Here is an 11,698-nt window from a genome sequence, read left to right as displayed (position 1 = left end):
CGCGGCATGGAAGAGAGCGGCTCGCACGCTGTCCGCTCCCTGTCCGTGGCCCCACCGGGCGCCGGGCCCGCCCGCGCGCGGACGCGGCCACATAAGGACTGCTTCCGGCCACGAGGGGCCGTGCTCCTTGGCATCGCGGGACGGAGGACGACACGATAAGGATCATGTCTGACACGGCACGACAGCAGAGCCCGGAAGCGGTCAAGGCGGCGATCGCGGCCGAGCGCCGCGAGCTGGCGGACATGCTCGACACGCTGCGCGCCGAACAGTGGGACGCCCCGTCCCTGTGCGCCGGGTGGACGGTCCGCGACGTCGCCGCGCACATGAGCCTGGGGTTCCGCTACTCGCTGCCCAGGATCGCCCGCGAGATCATCAGGGCGCGCGGCAGCCTCGACCGGATGACCGACCACTGCGCCCGCGCGGACGCCGCCGCGTACTCGACGGCCGAACTCGCCTCGTTCCTCCGGGACAACGCGCACCACCCGTGGAAGCCCCCGGTCGGCGGCATCGCGGCGGCGCTCGGCCACGACGTGGTCCACGGCCTGGACATCACCGTCCCCCTGGGCCTCGACCGCGAGGTCCCCGAGGACCGCGTCCGCGTCCTGCTGGGCACGGTCACCCCCAGGACGGCCCGCTTCTTCCGCGCCGATCTCGACGGCGTCCAGCTCCGCGCCACGGACATGGACTGGACGTTCGGCACGGGCGCCCCCCTGTCGGGCAGGGCCCAGGACCTCCTCCTGGTCGCCTACGGCCGCGGACTTCCCCCGGGCCACCTGACCGGCCCCCAGGCCCCCCGGTTCACCACCGGCTGACTCTCGGGAAAGGACGCGCGCGATGACCGTCGCCGTGTGGGAGGGGATGCGGCGGCGGCCCCTGGGATTCGTGGTGTCGGGGTGGGTGCCCCGGTGCTGGGCGTTCCTGCTGAGCGGGGTCCTCGTCGGGCTCGCGGTGCTGCTGCTCCTCGTCGCGCTGCTGTTCGTGGGGGTCTCCCTGTCCGTCGTCGGCATCGGGCCCTCCGTGGTCGGCGGGCTCGCCGCCCTCGTGGCCGTCGCCGTCTCCGGCATCCCCGTCGCGGCCCTGGAGCGGCGCCGGTTACGGATCGTCGAGCCGGAGCCGCTGCCCGCGCCGCGCGGCTCCAGTGCCCGTACGGGCGCGTCGCGCTGGCTGCGTACCCGGCTGCGCGAGGCCGCAACGTGGCGGGAGCTCGCGTACACCCTCGTCCTCGGGGTGGTCCTCACCGCCACGGGGCTCGCCTTCGCCGCCCTCCTCGGGCTCTCGGCGATGCTCACCGCCGCGCCCGTCATCGTGTGGGCCCTCGCCCCCGAAACCGTCATGATCATCCCTGGCCGGGCCGTCCCGCACCCCCTCGCCGCCCTCCCCGCCAGCGCCGTCGGCCTGCTCGGGCTGCTGGTGTCCGCGTACGCGGGCGGGCTGCTGAGCGGCGCCCACGTGTGGGTCGCCCGGTCCCTGCTGTCGGCCCGCGAGGACAGCCTGCGCAGCCGCGTCGTCGAACTGACCCGCTCCCGTGCCCGGCTGGCCGACGCCTTCGAAGCCGAACGCCGCCGCATCGAACGCGACCTGCACGACGGCGCCCAACAGCAGCTCGTCGCCCTCTCCATGACGCTCGGCCTCGCCGAACTGGAGCTGCGCGAACAGGACTCGCCCGCCGCCCCGCTCGTCGCCCGCGCCCGGGGCGAGGCCCGGCAGGCCCTCGACCAGCTGCGCTCCCTCGTGCGAGGCATCCACCCCCAGGTCCTCACCGACCACGGGCTGCCCGCCGCCGTCGGCGAACTCGCCCTGCGCAACCCGGTCCCGGTGACCGTGGACATCGACCTGCCGCACCGGCTCCCCACGGCGGTCGAGACGACGGCGTACTTCACCGTCACCGAGGCCCTGACCAACGCCTCCAAACACAGCGGCGCCGACCACGTGACCGTCACCGGCCGCCTCCGCGACGGCACCCTCGTCCTCGACGTCACCGACGACGGGCACGGCGGCGCCGACCCGGACGCCGGTGCCGGACTGCGAGGGCTTGCCGACCGGCTGGCCATCCTGGGCGGGACGCTCACCGTGACCAGCCCCGTCGGCGGTCCCACCCGGCTGCGCGCGGAGGTGCCGTGCTCCGCGTAGTGCTCGCCGAGGACGCCGTACTGCTGCGCGCCGGGCTGGTCGAGGTGCTGTCCCGCGTCGGCCACCGGGTGACCGCCGCCGTCGGCGACGCGGGGGAGCTGGCGCGCGCCGTGGACGCCGACCCGCCGGACGTCGTCATCACCGACGTACGGATGCCGCCCGGTTTCCGTGACGAGGGCCTCAAGGCCGCGCTGGAGCTGCGCCGACGCCACCCCGGCCTGCCCGTCCTCGTCCTGTCGCAGTACGTCGCCACCGCGTACGCGACCCAGCTGCTCGGCGGCGACGCGGCGTCCGGCGGCGGCCTCGGGTACCTGCTGAAGGACCGCGTCGGGGAGGTCGCCGACTTCCTCGGCGCGCTGGACCGGGTCGCGAGCGGGCAGACCGTCATCGACCCGGAGGTCGTACGGGTCCTGCTCAGCCGGCGCACGGCCGACGAGCCGCTGCGGCGCCTCACGCCCCGCGAACGGGAGGTCCTCGCGCTGATGGCGGAGGGCTTCAACAATCAGGCCATCGCGCAGCGGCTCGCCATCACGGAGGCGTCCGTGGTCAAGCACTCCGGCAACATCTTCATGAAACTGGAGCTCGACCCGGCCGAGGGCAACCGCCGCGTCCTCGCCGTCCTCGCCCACCTCCGCCGCGAGGCGTCCGGCGTCTGACGGGTCGTCAGCTCACGTACGTGTCGGGGGCATGCGTCGGGTCGAGCAGGCGCGTCAGCAGGTCCGCCGACGCGTCCCACGACCAGCGTTCCGCCACCCACGCCCGGCCCGCCTCACCCATCGCCCGTGCCCGCGCCGGGTCCCGCAGCAGCGCCGACACGGCGGCGGCCACCACCCGTACGTCCCCGCCGTCCACGACCGTGCCCGTCACCCCGTCGAGCACCGCGTCCGGCGCGCCGCCCGAGTCACCGACGACCACGGGCAGCCCGCTCGCCGCCGCCTCCAGGAACACGATCCCCAGCCCCTCCGCCTCAAGACCCGCCTTCCGCGTCCGGCAGGGCATGGCGAAGACGTCGGCCGCCGCGTAGTAGGGCGCCGTCGAGGCGTGGTCCAGGCCGCCCGCGAACACGACGTGCCCGTCCGCGTACCGGCGCGCGAGCGCCCGCAGCCGCGCCTCGTCCGGGCCGCCGCCGACGATCACCAGCACCGCGTCCGGCACGGCCCGCCGTATGCGGGGCAGCGCCCTTATCAGCGTGTCCTGGCCCTTCCGCGTCACCAGCCGGGACACGCAGAGGACCACCCTCCGGTCCCCGATGCCGTGCCGCTCGCGCACCCGCCGGGCCTCGCCGGGCGCGGGCCGGAACGCCGCCGCGTCCACCCCCGGCACCAGCCGCACGAGCCGCGCCCGGGGCCCGAGCGCGGGCGCGATGCGGCGGCGGGTGTACTCGCCCAGGTACGTGACGGTGTCCACGTGGTCGCCGATACGCCGCAGCACCCGCCGGGCGCCCGGCGTGCGTGCCCACCAGATCTCGTGGCCGTGCGTGGTGGCGACGACGCGCCGTACCCCGCCGCGCCGCAGCGCCGGGGCCATGGCGGCCAGCGGGGCGGCGGCCCCGAACCAGGCCCGGTCGCAGCCGTACCGCCGCGCGACCTCCAGGGCGCGGCGCGTCACGCGGGGCGTGGGCAGCAGCATGCGGGCGGGGTCCCTGACCACGGGGAACGGCAGGGTCGCGTCGTACGCGGCGGCGCCGGGCTCGCCGGAGGCGTAGACGACCACGTCGTGGCCGGGGACGCGGGTGGCCATGGCGTGGACGAACGTCTCTATGCCGCCCTGACGGGGCGGGAAGTCGTTGGTGACGATGAGGGTGGTGGGCATGGGGTGCTCTCGTGTCCGTGGGGGAGGGGTGGTGGTCGCGCCTCGGGCGCTGCGGCGGGCCCCGGCGGGCTCTGGCGCTCCGGCGGCACTCGGGCCGCGGGCGACTCGGCTCGGGCTACGGCGCTTCGGGCTACGGGCCGGGGGCGACGGGGCTTCGGGCTACGGGCCGGGGGGCGGCGGGGCTTCGGGCGTCGCGCACCGCAACAGCCGGGAAAGGAACGGGATTCGTGTCAGGGGTTCAGCCACCCGTCCATCACACCGGGCCCGCCACCGCCCCGTCATGACGGCCAGGTCGAGACCTGGTGGTCGGGTTTACCCGACCATCCTCTTCACCCCGGTCACCTGCCGTCCCACCCGGCGGGCGCGGCGGCCCCCGTTGGGGAAAGCCCGGCGCGACGCCCGCCCCGCGCTGGTAGGTTGCGCGGGCTCGGCGCGTGATCGGCGCCGACGCCACCCGGCGTACCGTCACGACAGAAATGAGCCGCCCTCATGCCGCCGTCCCAGCTCAGCGCCGCGGAGAGCCCGCGCATACGCAAGGCCGTGCCCGCCGACGGGGAAGCGGTCACAGCCGTCTTCCTCGCCTCACGGGCCGCCGCCATGCCGTACCTGCCGAGGCTCCACAGCGACGAGGAGACCCGCGCCTGGATCGACGCGGTCGTCCTGCCCGGCAGTGACGTGTGGGTCGCCGAGCTGGGCGACGACCCGGCGGAGATCGTCGGTTTCGCCGCCCTCGACGGGACCGTCCTGGACCATCTGTACCTGCGCCCCGACGTGCGGCGCCGGGGCATCGGCTCGGCCCTCCTGGACACCGTGCGGGCTGCGTCGCCCGGAGAGGTGTCCCTGCACGTCTTCCAGCGCAACACGGACGCCCGCGCGTTCTACGAGCGCCACGGCTTCACCGCCGGCGCGTACGACGACGGCAGCCGCAACGAGGAGAACGAGCCCGACGTGACCTACCACTGGACCGCGGGCTGAAAGACGCCGGTCAGGGGCGTACGCCGTCGTAGCGTCAACCGCATGGACACCACCGCCTACACCTTCCGTACCGCCCGGCCCGACGACGACGCCGCGATCGACGCGATCGACGGGTCCTTCACCACCCGGACCGTGTTCGAGGTCGAGGCGCGGGAGGACGGGTTCGCGCTGCGGGAGGTGACCGTGGACCCGCCCCTGACCAAGGTGTTCCCCGACGATGACCCGGGGAGCGACGGCGGGCGGGACGGGGACGACGAGGACGGCGGTGACGGGCGTCGGGTGTTCGTCGCCGTCGGCCCGGACCGGGAGATCGCCGGGTACGTCGCCGCCGCCCACGTCCCGTGGAACCGCCGGCTCGTCGTCGAGGACATCGAGGTCGCCCCCGCGCACCGGGGGCGCGGCGTGGGGCGCGGGCTGATGGGGTGCGCCGTGGCGTTCGCCCGGGAGCGCGGGGCCGGGCACCTGTGGCTGGAGGTCAGCAACATCAACGCCCCGGCCGTCCGCGCGTACCGCCGCATGGGCTTCGCCCTCTGCGGGCTCGACACGACCCTGTACGAGGGGACGGCGTCCGAGGGCGAGCGCGCCCTGTACATGGCCATGCCCTGCGCCTGAGCCCCGCCCGGCCGCTCCCAGGGGTGGAACCGCCCCCACCGGGTACTCGTGCCTCTCCCGCCCCACGCCGGGGCGGCGGAGATCGGCTGAACCCGGAGGCGTGCGATGAGCGATCCCCTGAGCGACGCGTGGGGCTACCCGACGCCCTCCCAGGCGGAGGGGGAGCGGGAGCCGGACGTGCAGGAGCACCCCGACGTGGCCCGGACGACCCCCTCCCAGGCGGAGGGCGAGCGGGCCGCCGAGGAGGGCGAGACGGAACTCGGACGTGAGGCCCGCGAGAAGGACATCTCGTAGGGCGCGAGGCGGAGCCGACAGGCGGGCCGTGAAGGGCGTGCGGCCCCGCCGGGGGTGACGCCCGGCCTCATCGGCACGCGGACGCCCGGCGTCATCACATCAGCGTGCGGACGCCCGGCCTCATCAGCGCGCGGACGCCGACTCACGAGCCCCGGAGGCACGGCTCACGAGCCCGGAGGCACGGCCCCACCGGCGTGCGGAGCCTGCCGACGCGGGGCTCACCTCTCGCAGGAGACCTCCGTGTCCGTGCCCGCCTCGCCGTCGCAGTCGTCCGTGCCGTCCGCGCCGTCCTGGCGGTCGTCGGCGGGGCCGCCGCGCAGGACGTCGTCGCCCGCGCCTCCGTCGATCCGGTCGGATGCGCCGCCCCCGGTGGCCGACTCGGGCGCGGCGCCGTCCACGTTGTCGCCGAACAGCCGGTCGTCGCCGCCGCGCCCCTCCACCAGGTCCTCGCCGCCCGTGGCGCCCGCCGGGTCGCCGTAGGCGCTGTCGCCGGCCAGGACGTACTCCGCCGCCGCGCCGCCCAGGACCCGGTCGTCGCCCGAACCGGCCGCGGTGCCGTTCGGCGCGTGGTGGTCGCCCCAGGCGCCGAAGCCGCCGTCCTCGCCCAGGTCCACGAGGTCGTCGCCGCCCGCGCCCCGCGCGTTGCCCGCCAGGGCGACGCTGTCGCCGGTCGCGTCGCCGTACTCGCCCGGCCCCTCCCGCAGCACGTCGTCACCCGCCCCGGACGCCTCGTACACGCCGAACGCGTCACCGACCAGACGGTCGTGGCCCTCCTCGCCCTCCAGCACGTCGTCGGCGCCGCCGATCGCGAGGTCGCCCCGGCTGTCACCGACCAGCGAGTCGTCGTCCGGGCCGCCAAGGAGCACGTCGGGGGCGGCTCCGGAGGCGGTGCCCCGTACGGCGTACGCGTCACCCACCATCGTGTCCACGCCGGGCCCGCCGGTCAGCCGGTCGGCGCCCGCCGGGCCGGTCGCGTCGCCGGTCCGCGCGCCCTCGTCGCCCACCAGGACGTCGTGGCCCGCGCCGCCGTCCAGCCGGTCGCCGCCCGCGTCGCCGAACAGCCGGTCGTCGCCCGTACCGCCGGTGATCCGGTCGTTGCCGCCCGCGCCGCAGATCACGTCGTCGCCCCCGCCGCCGTCGATCACGTCCGGGCCCGGGGTGCCCACGATCACGTCGTCACCGGGCGTGCCCACGGTGCCGGTGGTGGTCGCCACCGCGCCGAAACACGTCCGCGCGTCCGCCGCGGCCGTTCCGGGCGCGCCCGCGCCGACCAGGGCGGCCGCCGCGACGGCCGGGAGGCAGACGGTGAGGACGACCCGGCGGCCGGGTCTTCTGCGGCGCTCGCACAGCATGGTTCGCTCCCTGTGGGGGGGTGGGGACGTTCGGTCACTGCCGCGTGATCCCTTCCATCACCGCAGGACGCCACCGCCGGGCCTCCAGGGTTTTCATCCGTTCAGATAATGATCCGGTCGTGTGCCGGATGTGCGATGGTGTCCCCGCCGGGGCGTCACCGCCGTGCCATGGGGGGATCGAACGACCGTGATGGACCTGCTGCTGCCGTCCGAGGTGTGCGTCGCCGAGGCGTTCCACGACCCGCCGGACCTGCCGCTGCTGGGCACGGAGGCCGAGGAGGTGAGCCGGGCGGTGGACAAGCGGCGCCGCGAGTTCACCACCGTCCGCTGGTGCGCCCGCCGGGCCCTCGCCGGGCTGGGCATCGGGCCCGTGCCGATACCGCGCGGTGAACGCGGCGCGCCCGTGTGGCCGGACCGGGTCGTCGGCAGCATGACGCACTGCCAGGGGTACCGGGCCGCGGCCGTGGCGCGCGACACGGACCTGAGGTCGCTCGGCATCGACGCGGAGGACCATCTGCCGCTCCCGGACGGGGTCCTGGGCCTCGTCGCGTCGGACGCCGAGCGGGACCACCTCGCCGAGCTGGCGCGTGTACGGCCCGAAGTCCACTGGGACCGGTTGCTGTTCAGCGCCAAGGAGTCGGTGTACAAGGCGTGGTTCCCGCTCACGCGCCGCTGGCTGGGCCACGAGGACGCCGAGCTGGCCTTCGCGGTGGACGGCACGTTCACGGCGCGGCTGCTGGAGAGGGACGCGGCGGTGCCGGCCGAGGGGTTCACCGGGCGGTGGGCGGTGGACGGCGCCCACGCGGTCACCGCCGTGACGGTACCGCCGCCGCGCTAGCCTCCCGGCATGGCGATGTTCGTACACCTGACCGCCGCCGCGAACGCCGCCCGGATGCGGCGCGGCGGGATACGCGCGGCCAGCCGGGGCCGCGGCGGTGCGGGTGCGGCTGAGCGGCCGGGAGCGGGGCCCGGGGGAGAGGTCGGCGTGCGCAAGGGCGTGTACTGCTTCCCGGTGCTCCCCTCGTACACCCTCACCCACCAGTGGCTGCGCGAGCTGTCCCGGCACGGCGGGCCGCGCGGGCTGGTCGCCGTGCACCTGCGCCTGCCGGACGACGAGCCGGTCACCGTCGGCCGCTACACGGACCCGCGCGGGCCGGTGCGGACGACTGCGGCCGAAGCCGTACGGCGTGTCGCGGAACTGCCCGACGCGCGGGGCTGGGAGGTGTTCGTGCCGCGCGCGGTCACCCGGCAGGAGGTGCACCGGGTGCGCGCCGTACGGCAGGTGGCGGGCTGGCGGTACTTCCCCGACGCGCACGGGGTGACGCCCTGCACGTGCGCGGGGTGCGTGGTGCGCGGCGAGTACGGGTCGCGTCGGCTGCGCGAGCGGCGCCCCCACCCGTGGGACGGCCCGCCGCCCCCGCCGGGCGTGCTGCTGCGGCGCGTCGAGGCGGCGATGCGCGGCGGCGCGGGCGTCGCCGGGGCGGGTGGCGCGGGCGGTCCGGGCACCGCCCCCGGCGGGGACGTCGCCGCGCTGTGCGACGCGCTGCGCTGGTGCGGGATGCGGCGACGGGGCCCCGTGGACCGCCTCGCCCCCCTGGCCGCCCATCCGGACCCGCGCGTACGCACCGCCCTGGCCGAGGCGGTCGGCGGCTGGTCGACGCCGGGCGTGGGCGCCCTGCTGGCCCGGCTGGCGGCGGACCCGGACCCGGATGTGGCGGAGGCGGCGGCGGACGCCACCGAACTGCGCGCCCCGGACCCGCCGGACTGAGCCCCGGCCGTACGGTCGGACGCCGGGCCCGGCGCGCCCCGCCGCCCCGGGCTCAGCCCTCCACCGGGGCCGTCTCCGCCTCCCTCGCCCCGGCCTCGGCCAGCCGGGCCCTCAGGGCGGCGTTCTCCTCCTCCAGCAGCGTGATCCGCTTGCGGGCGAAGTACAGCTCCATCACGGCGTCGTGGAACTCGGCGACCAGCTGGTCGGGCGTCAGGTGCATCGTCATCGTCAGGTGGCTCCGGTCGTACGGTACGAACAGGGGGGGCGGGGGTGGTGGCGGTCGGCGGCTCAAGCGGGGGCGATCCGGCTTGGATCGCCGTCGGGCCCCCGCCACCACAGCTCGCCGTTCTGCGCGTACAGCACACCGCCGCCGCGCGAGTCCACGCCCGTTGGGGCGGCGGCCGCGTCCACGATGCGGACGAGGCCCTCGACCATCAGAGCCGAGTCGGTGCCGGGCCGCTGGACGACGTGGAGCTGCGACCAGGGGCCGGCGCCGATGTCCATGCCGATGCCGACCCGGCCGCTGCCCTTGACGACGAAGTCGTCGCGCCCGTTGTTGCGCAGGCAGATCAGATTGCCCTTGGTGGGGCCGTTGCCCGCGACCAGATGGATGCCCTGCGCCGCCGTACCGGCCACCGTCAGGTCGATCGACAGGGCGGAGGCGCCCGCGTCGGACCCGTCGGGCGCCCCGACGTGGGTGATCTTCACCGTGCCGCGCTGCGCCCGCTCGTGGCCCTTGATGTAGACGGCGGAGTCGTCGGGGTTGTCCGAGATGATGTTCAGGGCCACGCTCGAACCGGACTTCCCGGCCTGGTACACCGTCAGCGCGTGTTCCGTCGTGGACGTGGTCTTGAGGAACGCCCCGTTCGTCGTCGTGTCGGCGACGAACCGCTGCGCCACCACCGGCCCGTCGAAGGTCGTCGGCTCACCCGCGGCCTCGGCCGTCTCCGCCGCCACCGCGTCGCCACCGGCGGCGACGGTCACCGCGCCCGCCGTGAACCCGCCGAGGAACAGCCTCCGTGTCACGCTCATGCGTCCGCATCCTCTCCCTGGTGTCGGTACATGCCGAACCGTCGTCCAGGGTGGGGACCGCGGTGAAGGTCATTTGGTTGTACGGAGGCCGGTCACCGTCCCGGCGGGCCCGCCGGGACGCCGGTCACGCCGGGCGCCCGGCGGATCACCGCCACGGCGCCACGGCACGGCAGGGCACGGCACCGCGCCGCCGGTCACCGGTGGCGGGCGGGGCGGAGGCGGGTCGGGGTGGCGAGGCCCGCCAGGACCTGGAGCACCTCGTCGTCGGACACCTGGTCGAAGTCCTCGTACCAGAGGCCCACCGCGCGGAAGTCACCCGGCTGCGACAGGCAGACCAGGTCGTCCACCTCGGCCCGCAGCTCGGCCGTGGTCCTGCGGTCGCCCACGGGCACGGCCAGCACCAGCCGCTCCGGCTCCTCACCGCGCAGCAGCCGTACCGCCGCGCGGGCCGTGAGCCCGGTCGCCAGGCCGTCGTCCACCAGGACCACCGCGCGGCCCCGCAGGTCGGGGGCGGGGCTGCCGCGCCGGTACAGGGCCTCCCGGCGGTGCAGTTCGGTGCGCTCGCGGGCCACGTCGGCGCCCAGCTCGTCCGGGGTGATGCCGAGCATCTCCAGCGCCCGCTGGTCGAAGAGTGGCGGGGCCTCCCCCGCGATGGCGCCGATCCCGACCTCCGGCTGCCCGGGGAGGCCGATCTTCCGTACGACGAGCACGTCCAGCGGCGCGTCCAGCGCCCGCGCGACCTCCGCCCCGACGGGGACACCGCCCCGTGGCAGGGCGAGCACGACCGGGTCGGGCCACTCCAGCTCGGTGGCCCGTTCCCGTACCCGCTCACCGAGGCGGCGCCCCGCGTCCCGCCGGTCCTCGAACCGCAGCTCCATCACGACCTCCTCGGCGTCGCGCACCCCTCAGGGCTGCTCGTCGTACGCGTCGAACGCGTCGTCGCCCGGCCGCAGGAACCACTCCCGCGCGGCCCTGACCACGTGGTCCAGCGCGCCCGGCTCCTCGAAGAGGTGACCGGCCCCGGGCACGATCTCCACCCGGTGCGGCACCTTCAGCAGAGCGGCGGCGTCGCGGTTGAGCCGCAGCACCTCCGGGTCCTCCCCGCCGACGATCAGCAGCACCGGCGCGGACACCCGGGCCAGGGCGTCCCCGGCCAGGTCGGGACGGCCGCCGCGCGACACGACGGACTGCACGCGTACGGGCCGGTCCGCCGCCGCCCGCAGCGCCGCGGCGGCGCCCGTACTCGCGCCGAACAGGCCGATCCCGAGCGTGCGCGTCGCGGGCTCGTCACCCAGCCAGTCCACGGCCGACACGACCCGCGAGGCCAGCAGGTCGATGTCGAACCGGTGCTCGGCGGTCAGCAGGTCGTGCCGCTCCTCCCGCTCGGTGAGCAGATCCATCAGCAGTGTGCCCATGCCCGCCTTCTGGAGCGCCCCGGCGACGGCCCGGTTGCGCGGGCTGTGCCGGGAGCTGCCGCTGCCGTGCGCGAACACGACCATGACCGGCACCGAGGTGGGCAGGGCCAGGTCACCGCGCAGCGCGGAACCGTCCGTGGCGGGCAGGACGACCTCTTCCAGAATCACGACGGCCTCCCTCCTCCACGGGGACCGGGTGCTCCCCCCTCCCCACCCCAAACCCTCGCCCCCGAGCCCGCGCCAGCCCGTCCCCGCGCCCCGCTCCCGCCCCGGCCCGGCTCCCGTGCAGGGCCCTGCCGCACGGGCCG

The 11,698-nt window shown here is 76.1% G+C and carries 14 protein-coding genes; 8 read left to right on the top strand and 6 right to left on the bottom strand.

The window, feature by feature from the left end; all coding sequences use genetic code 11:
• Window positions 1-164 precede the first annotated feature (164 nt).
• From J116_RS05010 to J116_RS05000, 3 genes are read left to right on the top strand one after another with little or no spacing between them, the layout of a single operon-like run.
• Complete coding sequence (locus tag J116_RS05010) at window positions 165-812, top strand: maleylpyruvate isomerase family mycothiol-dependent enzyme (RefSeq protein WP_023590439.1); 648 nt, start codon at window positions 165-167, stop codon at window positions 810-812.
• 22 nt (window positions 813-834) lie between these two features.
• Window positions 835-2,130, top strand: a complete 1,296-nt coding sequence (locus J116_RS05005) for a sensor histidine kinase (protein WP_023590440.1) — start codon at window positions 835-837, stop codon at window positions 2,128-2,130.
• Window positions 2,118-2,786: a LuxR C-terminal-related transcriptional regulator gene (locus J116_RS05000; protein WP_023590441.1), complete on the top strand. Its 669-nt coding sequence runs from the start codon at window positions 2,118-2,120 to the stop codon at window positions 2,784-2,786. The genes J116_RS05005 and J116_RS05000 overlap by 13 nt, the downstream gene beginning before the upstream one ends.
• A gap of 7 nt (window positions 2,787-2,793) precedes the next feature.
• Here the strand turns inward: J116_RS05000 and J116_RS04995 are convergent, their stop codons facing one another.
• Complete coding sequence (locus J116_RS04995; protein ID WP_023590442.1) at window positions 2,794-3,942, bottom strand: glycosyltransferase family 4 protein; 1,149 nt, start codon at window positions 3,940-3,942, stop codon at window positions 2,794-2,796.
• 489 nt (window positions 3,943-4,431) lie between these two features.
• On the opposite strand from J116_RS04995, the gene J116_RS04990 reads away from it, so the two are divergent.
• The 3 genes from J116_RS04990 (at window position 4,432) to J116_RS04980 (ending at window position 5,823) form a co-directional block, all read left to right on the top strand.
• Entirely contained in the window at window positions 4,432-4,917 is a 486-nt protein-coding gene (locus J116_RS04990) for a GNAT family N-acetyltransferase (RefSeq protein ID WP_023590443.1), read from the top strand.
• Window positions 4,918-4,959: 42 nt separating this feature from the next.
• Window positions 4,960-5,529 (top strand): GNAT family N-acetyltransferase, encoded by a 570-nt coding sequence (locus tag J116_RS04985; RefSeq protein ID WP_023590444.1) that lies wholly within the window; start codon window positions 4,960-4,962, stop codon window positions 5,527-5,529.
• Between the two features lie 105 nt (window positions 5,530-5,634).
• Complete coding sequence (locus J116_RS04980) at window positions 5,635-5,823, top strand: hypothetical protein (RefSeq protein WP_023590445.1); 189 nt, start codon at window positions 5,635-5,637, stop codon at window positions 5,821-5,823.
• 218 nt (window positions 5,824-6,041) lie between these two features.
• Here J116_RS04980 and J116_RS29030 read toward each other — a convergent pair whose 3' ends face one another.
• Entirely contained in the window at window positions 6,042-7,175 is a 1,134-nt protein-coding gene (locus J116_RS29030; RefSeq protein ID WP_023590446.1) for a calcium-binding protein, read from the bottom strand.
• Between the two features lie 187 nt (window positions 7,176-7,362).
• Between J116_RS29030 and J116_RS04970 the strand changes: the two genes are divergently transcribed.
• Both J116_RS04970 and J116_RS04965 read left to right on the top strand, forming a co-directional pair.
• The gene (locus tag J116_RS04970; RefSeq protein ID WP_023590447.1) at window positions 7,363-8,013 is read left to right on the top strand and encodes a 4'-phosphopantetheinyl transferase family protein; all 651 of its coding nucleotides are present in this window, start codon (window positions 7,363-7,365) and stop codon (window positions 8,011-8,013) included.
• A 9-nt stretch (window positions 8,014-8,022) separates the two neighbouring features.
• Window positions 8,023-8,943 carry a HEAT repeat domain-containing protein gene (locus tag J116_RS04965; RefSeq protein ID WP_023590448.1) on the top strand — a complete coding sequence of 307 codons (921 nt, stop codon included), beginning with the start codon at window positions 8,023-8,025 and terminating at the stop codon, window positions 8,941-8,943.
• Window positions 8,944-8,995: 52 nt separating this feature from the next.
• On the opposite strand, the gene J116_RS29850 is transcribed toward J116_RS04965, so the two are convergent.
• The 4 genes from J116_RS29850 to J116_RS04950 all read right to left on the bottom strand — a co-directional run bounded on the left by J116_RS29850 (window position 8,996) and on the right by J116_RS04950 (window position 11,558).
• On the bottom strand, window positions 8,996-9,169 hold the full coding sequence (locus J116_RS29850; protein WP_023590449.1) for a hypothetical protein: 174 nt from the start codon (window positions 9,167-9,169) through the stop codon (window positions 8,996-8,998).
• A gap of 62 nt (window positions 9,170-9,231) precedes the next feature.
• Window positions 9,232-9,975, bottom strand: a complete 744-nt coding sequence (locus J116_RS04960; protein WP_023590450.1) for a hyaluronoglucosaminidase — start codon at window positions 9,973-9,975, stop codon at window positions 9,232-9,234.
• 194 nt (window positions 9,976-10,169) lie between these two features.
• Complete coding sequence (locus J116_RS04955; protein ID WP_201258836.1) at window positions 10,170-10,853, bottom strand: phosphoribosyltransferase; 684 nt, start codon at window positions 10,851-10,853, stop codon at window positions 10,170-10,172.
• 27 nt (window positions 10,854-10,880) lie between these two features.
• Window positions 10,881-11,558, bottom strand: a complete 678-nt coding sequence (locus J116_RS04950; protein WP_023590452.1) for a dienelactone hydrolase family protein — start codon at window positions 11,556-11,558, stop codon at window positions 10,881-10,883.
• Window positions 11,559-11,698: the final 140 nt, after the last annotated feature.

Source organism: Streptomyces thermolilacinus SPC6 (assembly GCF_000478605.2).
Classification (GTDB): Bacteria; Actinomycetota; Actinomycetes; order Streptomycetales; family Streptomycetaceae; genus Streptomyces; species Streptomyces thermolilacinus.
The sequence above is the reverse complement of the archived record's forward strand: the minus strand, read 5'-3'. Positions and strand labels throughout refer to the sequence as shown.

Excerpts from the sequence above, each read along its gene's own strand:
- J116_RS05010 (WP_023590439.1), top strand. The coding sequence starts at position 165 with ATGTCTGACACGGCACGACAGCAGAGCCCGGAAGCGGTCAAGGCGGCG.
- J116_RS05005 (WP_023590440.1), top strand. The coding sequence starts at position 835 with ATGACCGTCGCCGTGTGGGAGGGGATGCGGCGGCGGCCCCTGGGATTC.
- J116_RS04995 (WP_023590442.1), bottom strand. The coding sequence starts at position 3,942 with ATGCCCACCACCCTCATCGTCACCAACGACTTCCCGCCCCGTCAGGGC.
- J116_RS04990 (WP_023590443.1), top strand. The coding sequence starts at position 4,432 with ATGCCGCCGTCCCAGCTCAGCGCCGCGGAGAGCCCGCGCATACGCAAG.
- J116_RS04985 (WP_023590444.1), top strand. The coding sequence starts at position 4,960 with ATGGACACCACCGCCTACACCTTCCGTACCGCCCGGCCCGACGACGAC.
- J116_RS04980 (WP_023590445.1), top strand. The coding sequence starts at position 5,635 with ATGAGCGATCCCCTGAGCGACGCGTGGGGCTACCCGACGCCCTCCCAG.
- J116_RS29030 (WP_023590446.1), bottom strand. The coding sequence starts at position 7,175 with ATGCTGTGCGAGCGCCGCAGAAGACCCGGCCGCCGGGTCGTCCTCACC.
- J116_RS04965 (WP_023590448.1), top strand. The coding sequence starts at position 8,023 with ATGGCGATGTTCGTACACCTGACCGCCGCCGCGAACGCCGCCCGGATG.
- J116_RS29850 (WP_023590449.1), bottom strand. The coding sequence starts at position 9,169 with ATGACGATGCACCTGACGCCCGACCAGCTGGTCGCCGAGTTCCACGAC.
- J116_RS04960 (WP_023590450.1), bottom strand. The coding sequence starts at position 9,975 with ATGAGCGTGACACGGAGGCTGTTCCTCGGCGGGTTCACGGCGGGCGCG.
- J116_RS04955 (WP_201258836.1), bottom strand. The coding sequence starts at position 10,853 with ATGGAGCTGCGGTTCGAGGACCGGCGGGACGCGGGGCGCCGCCTCGGT.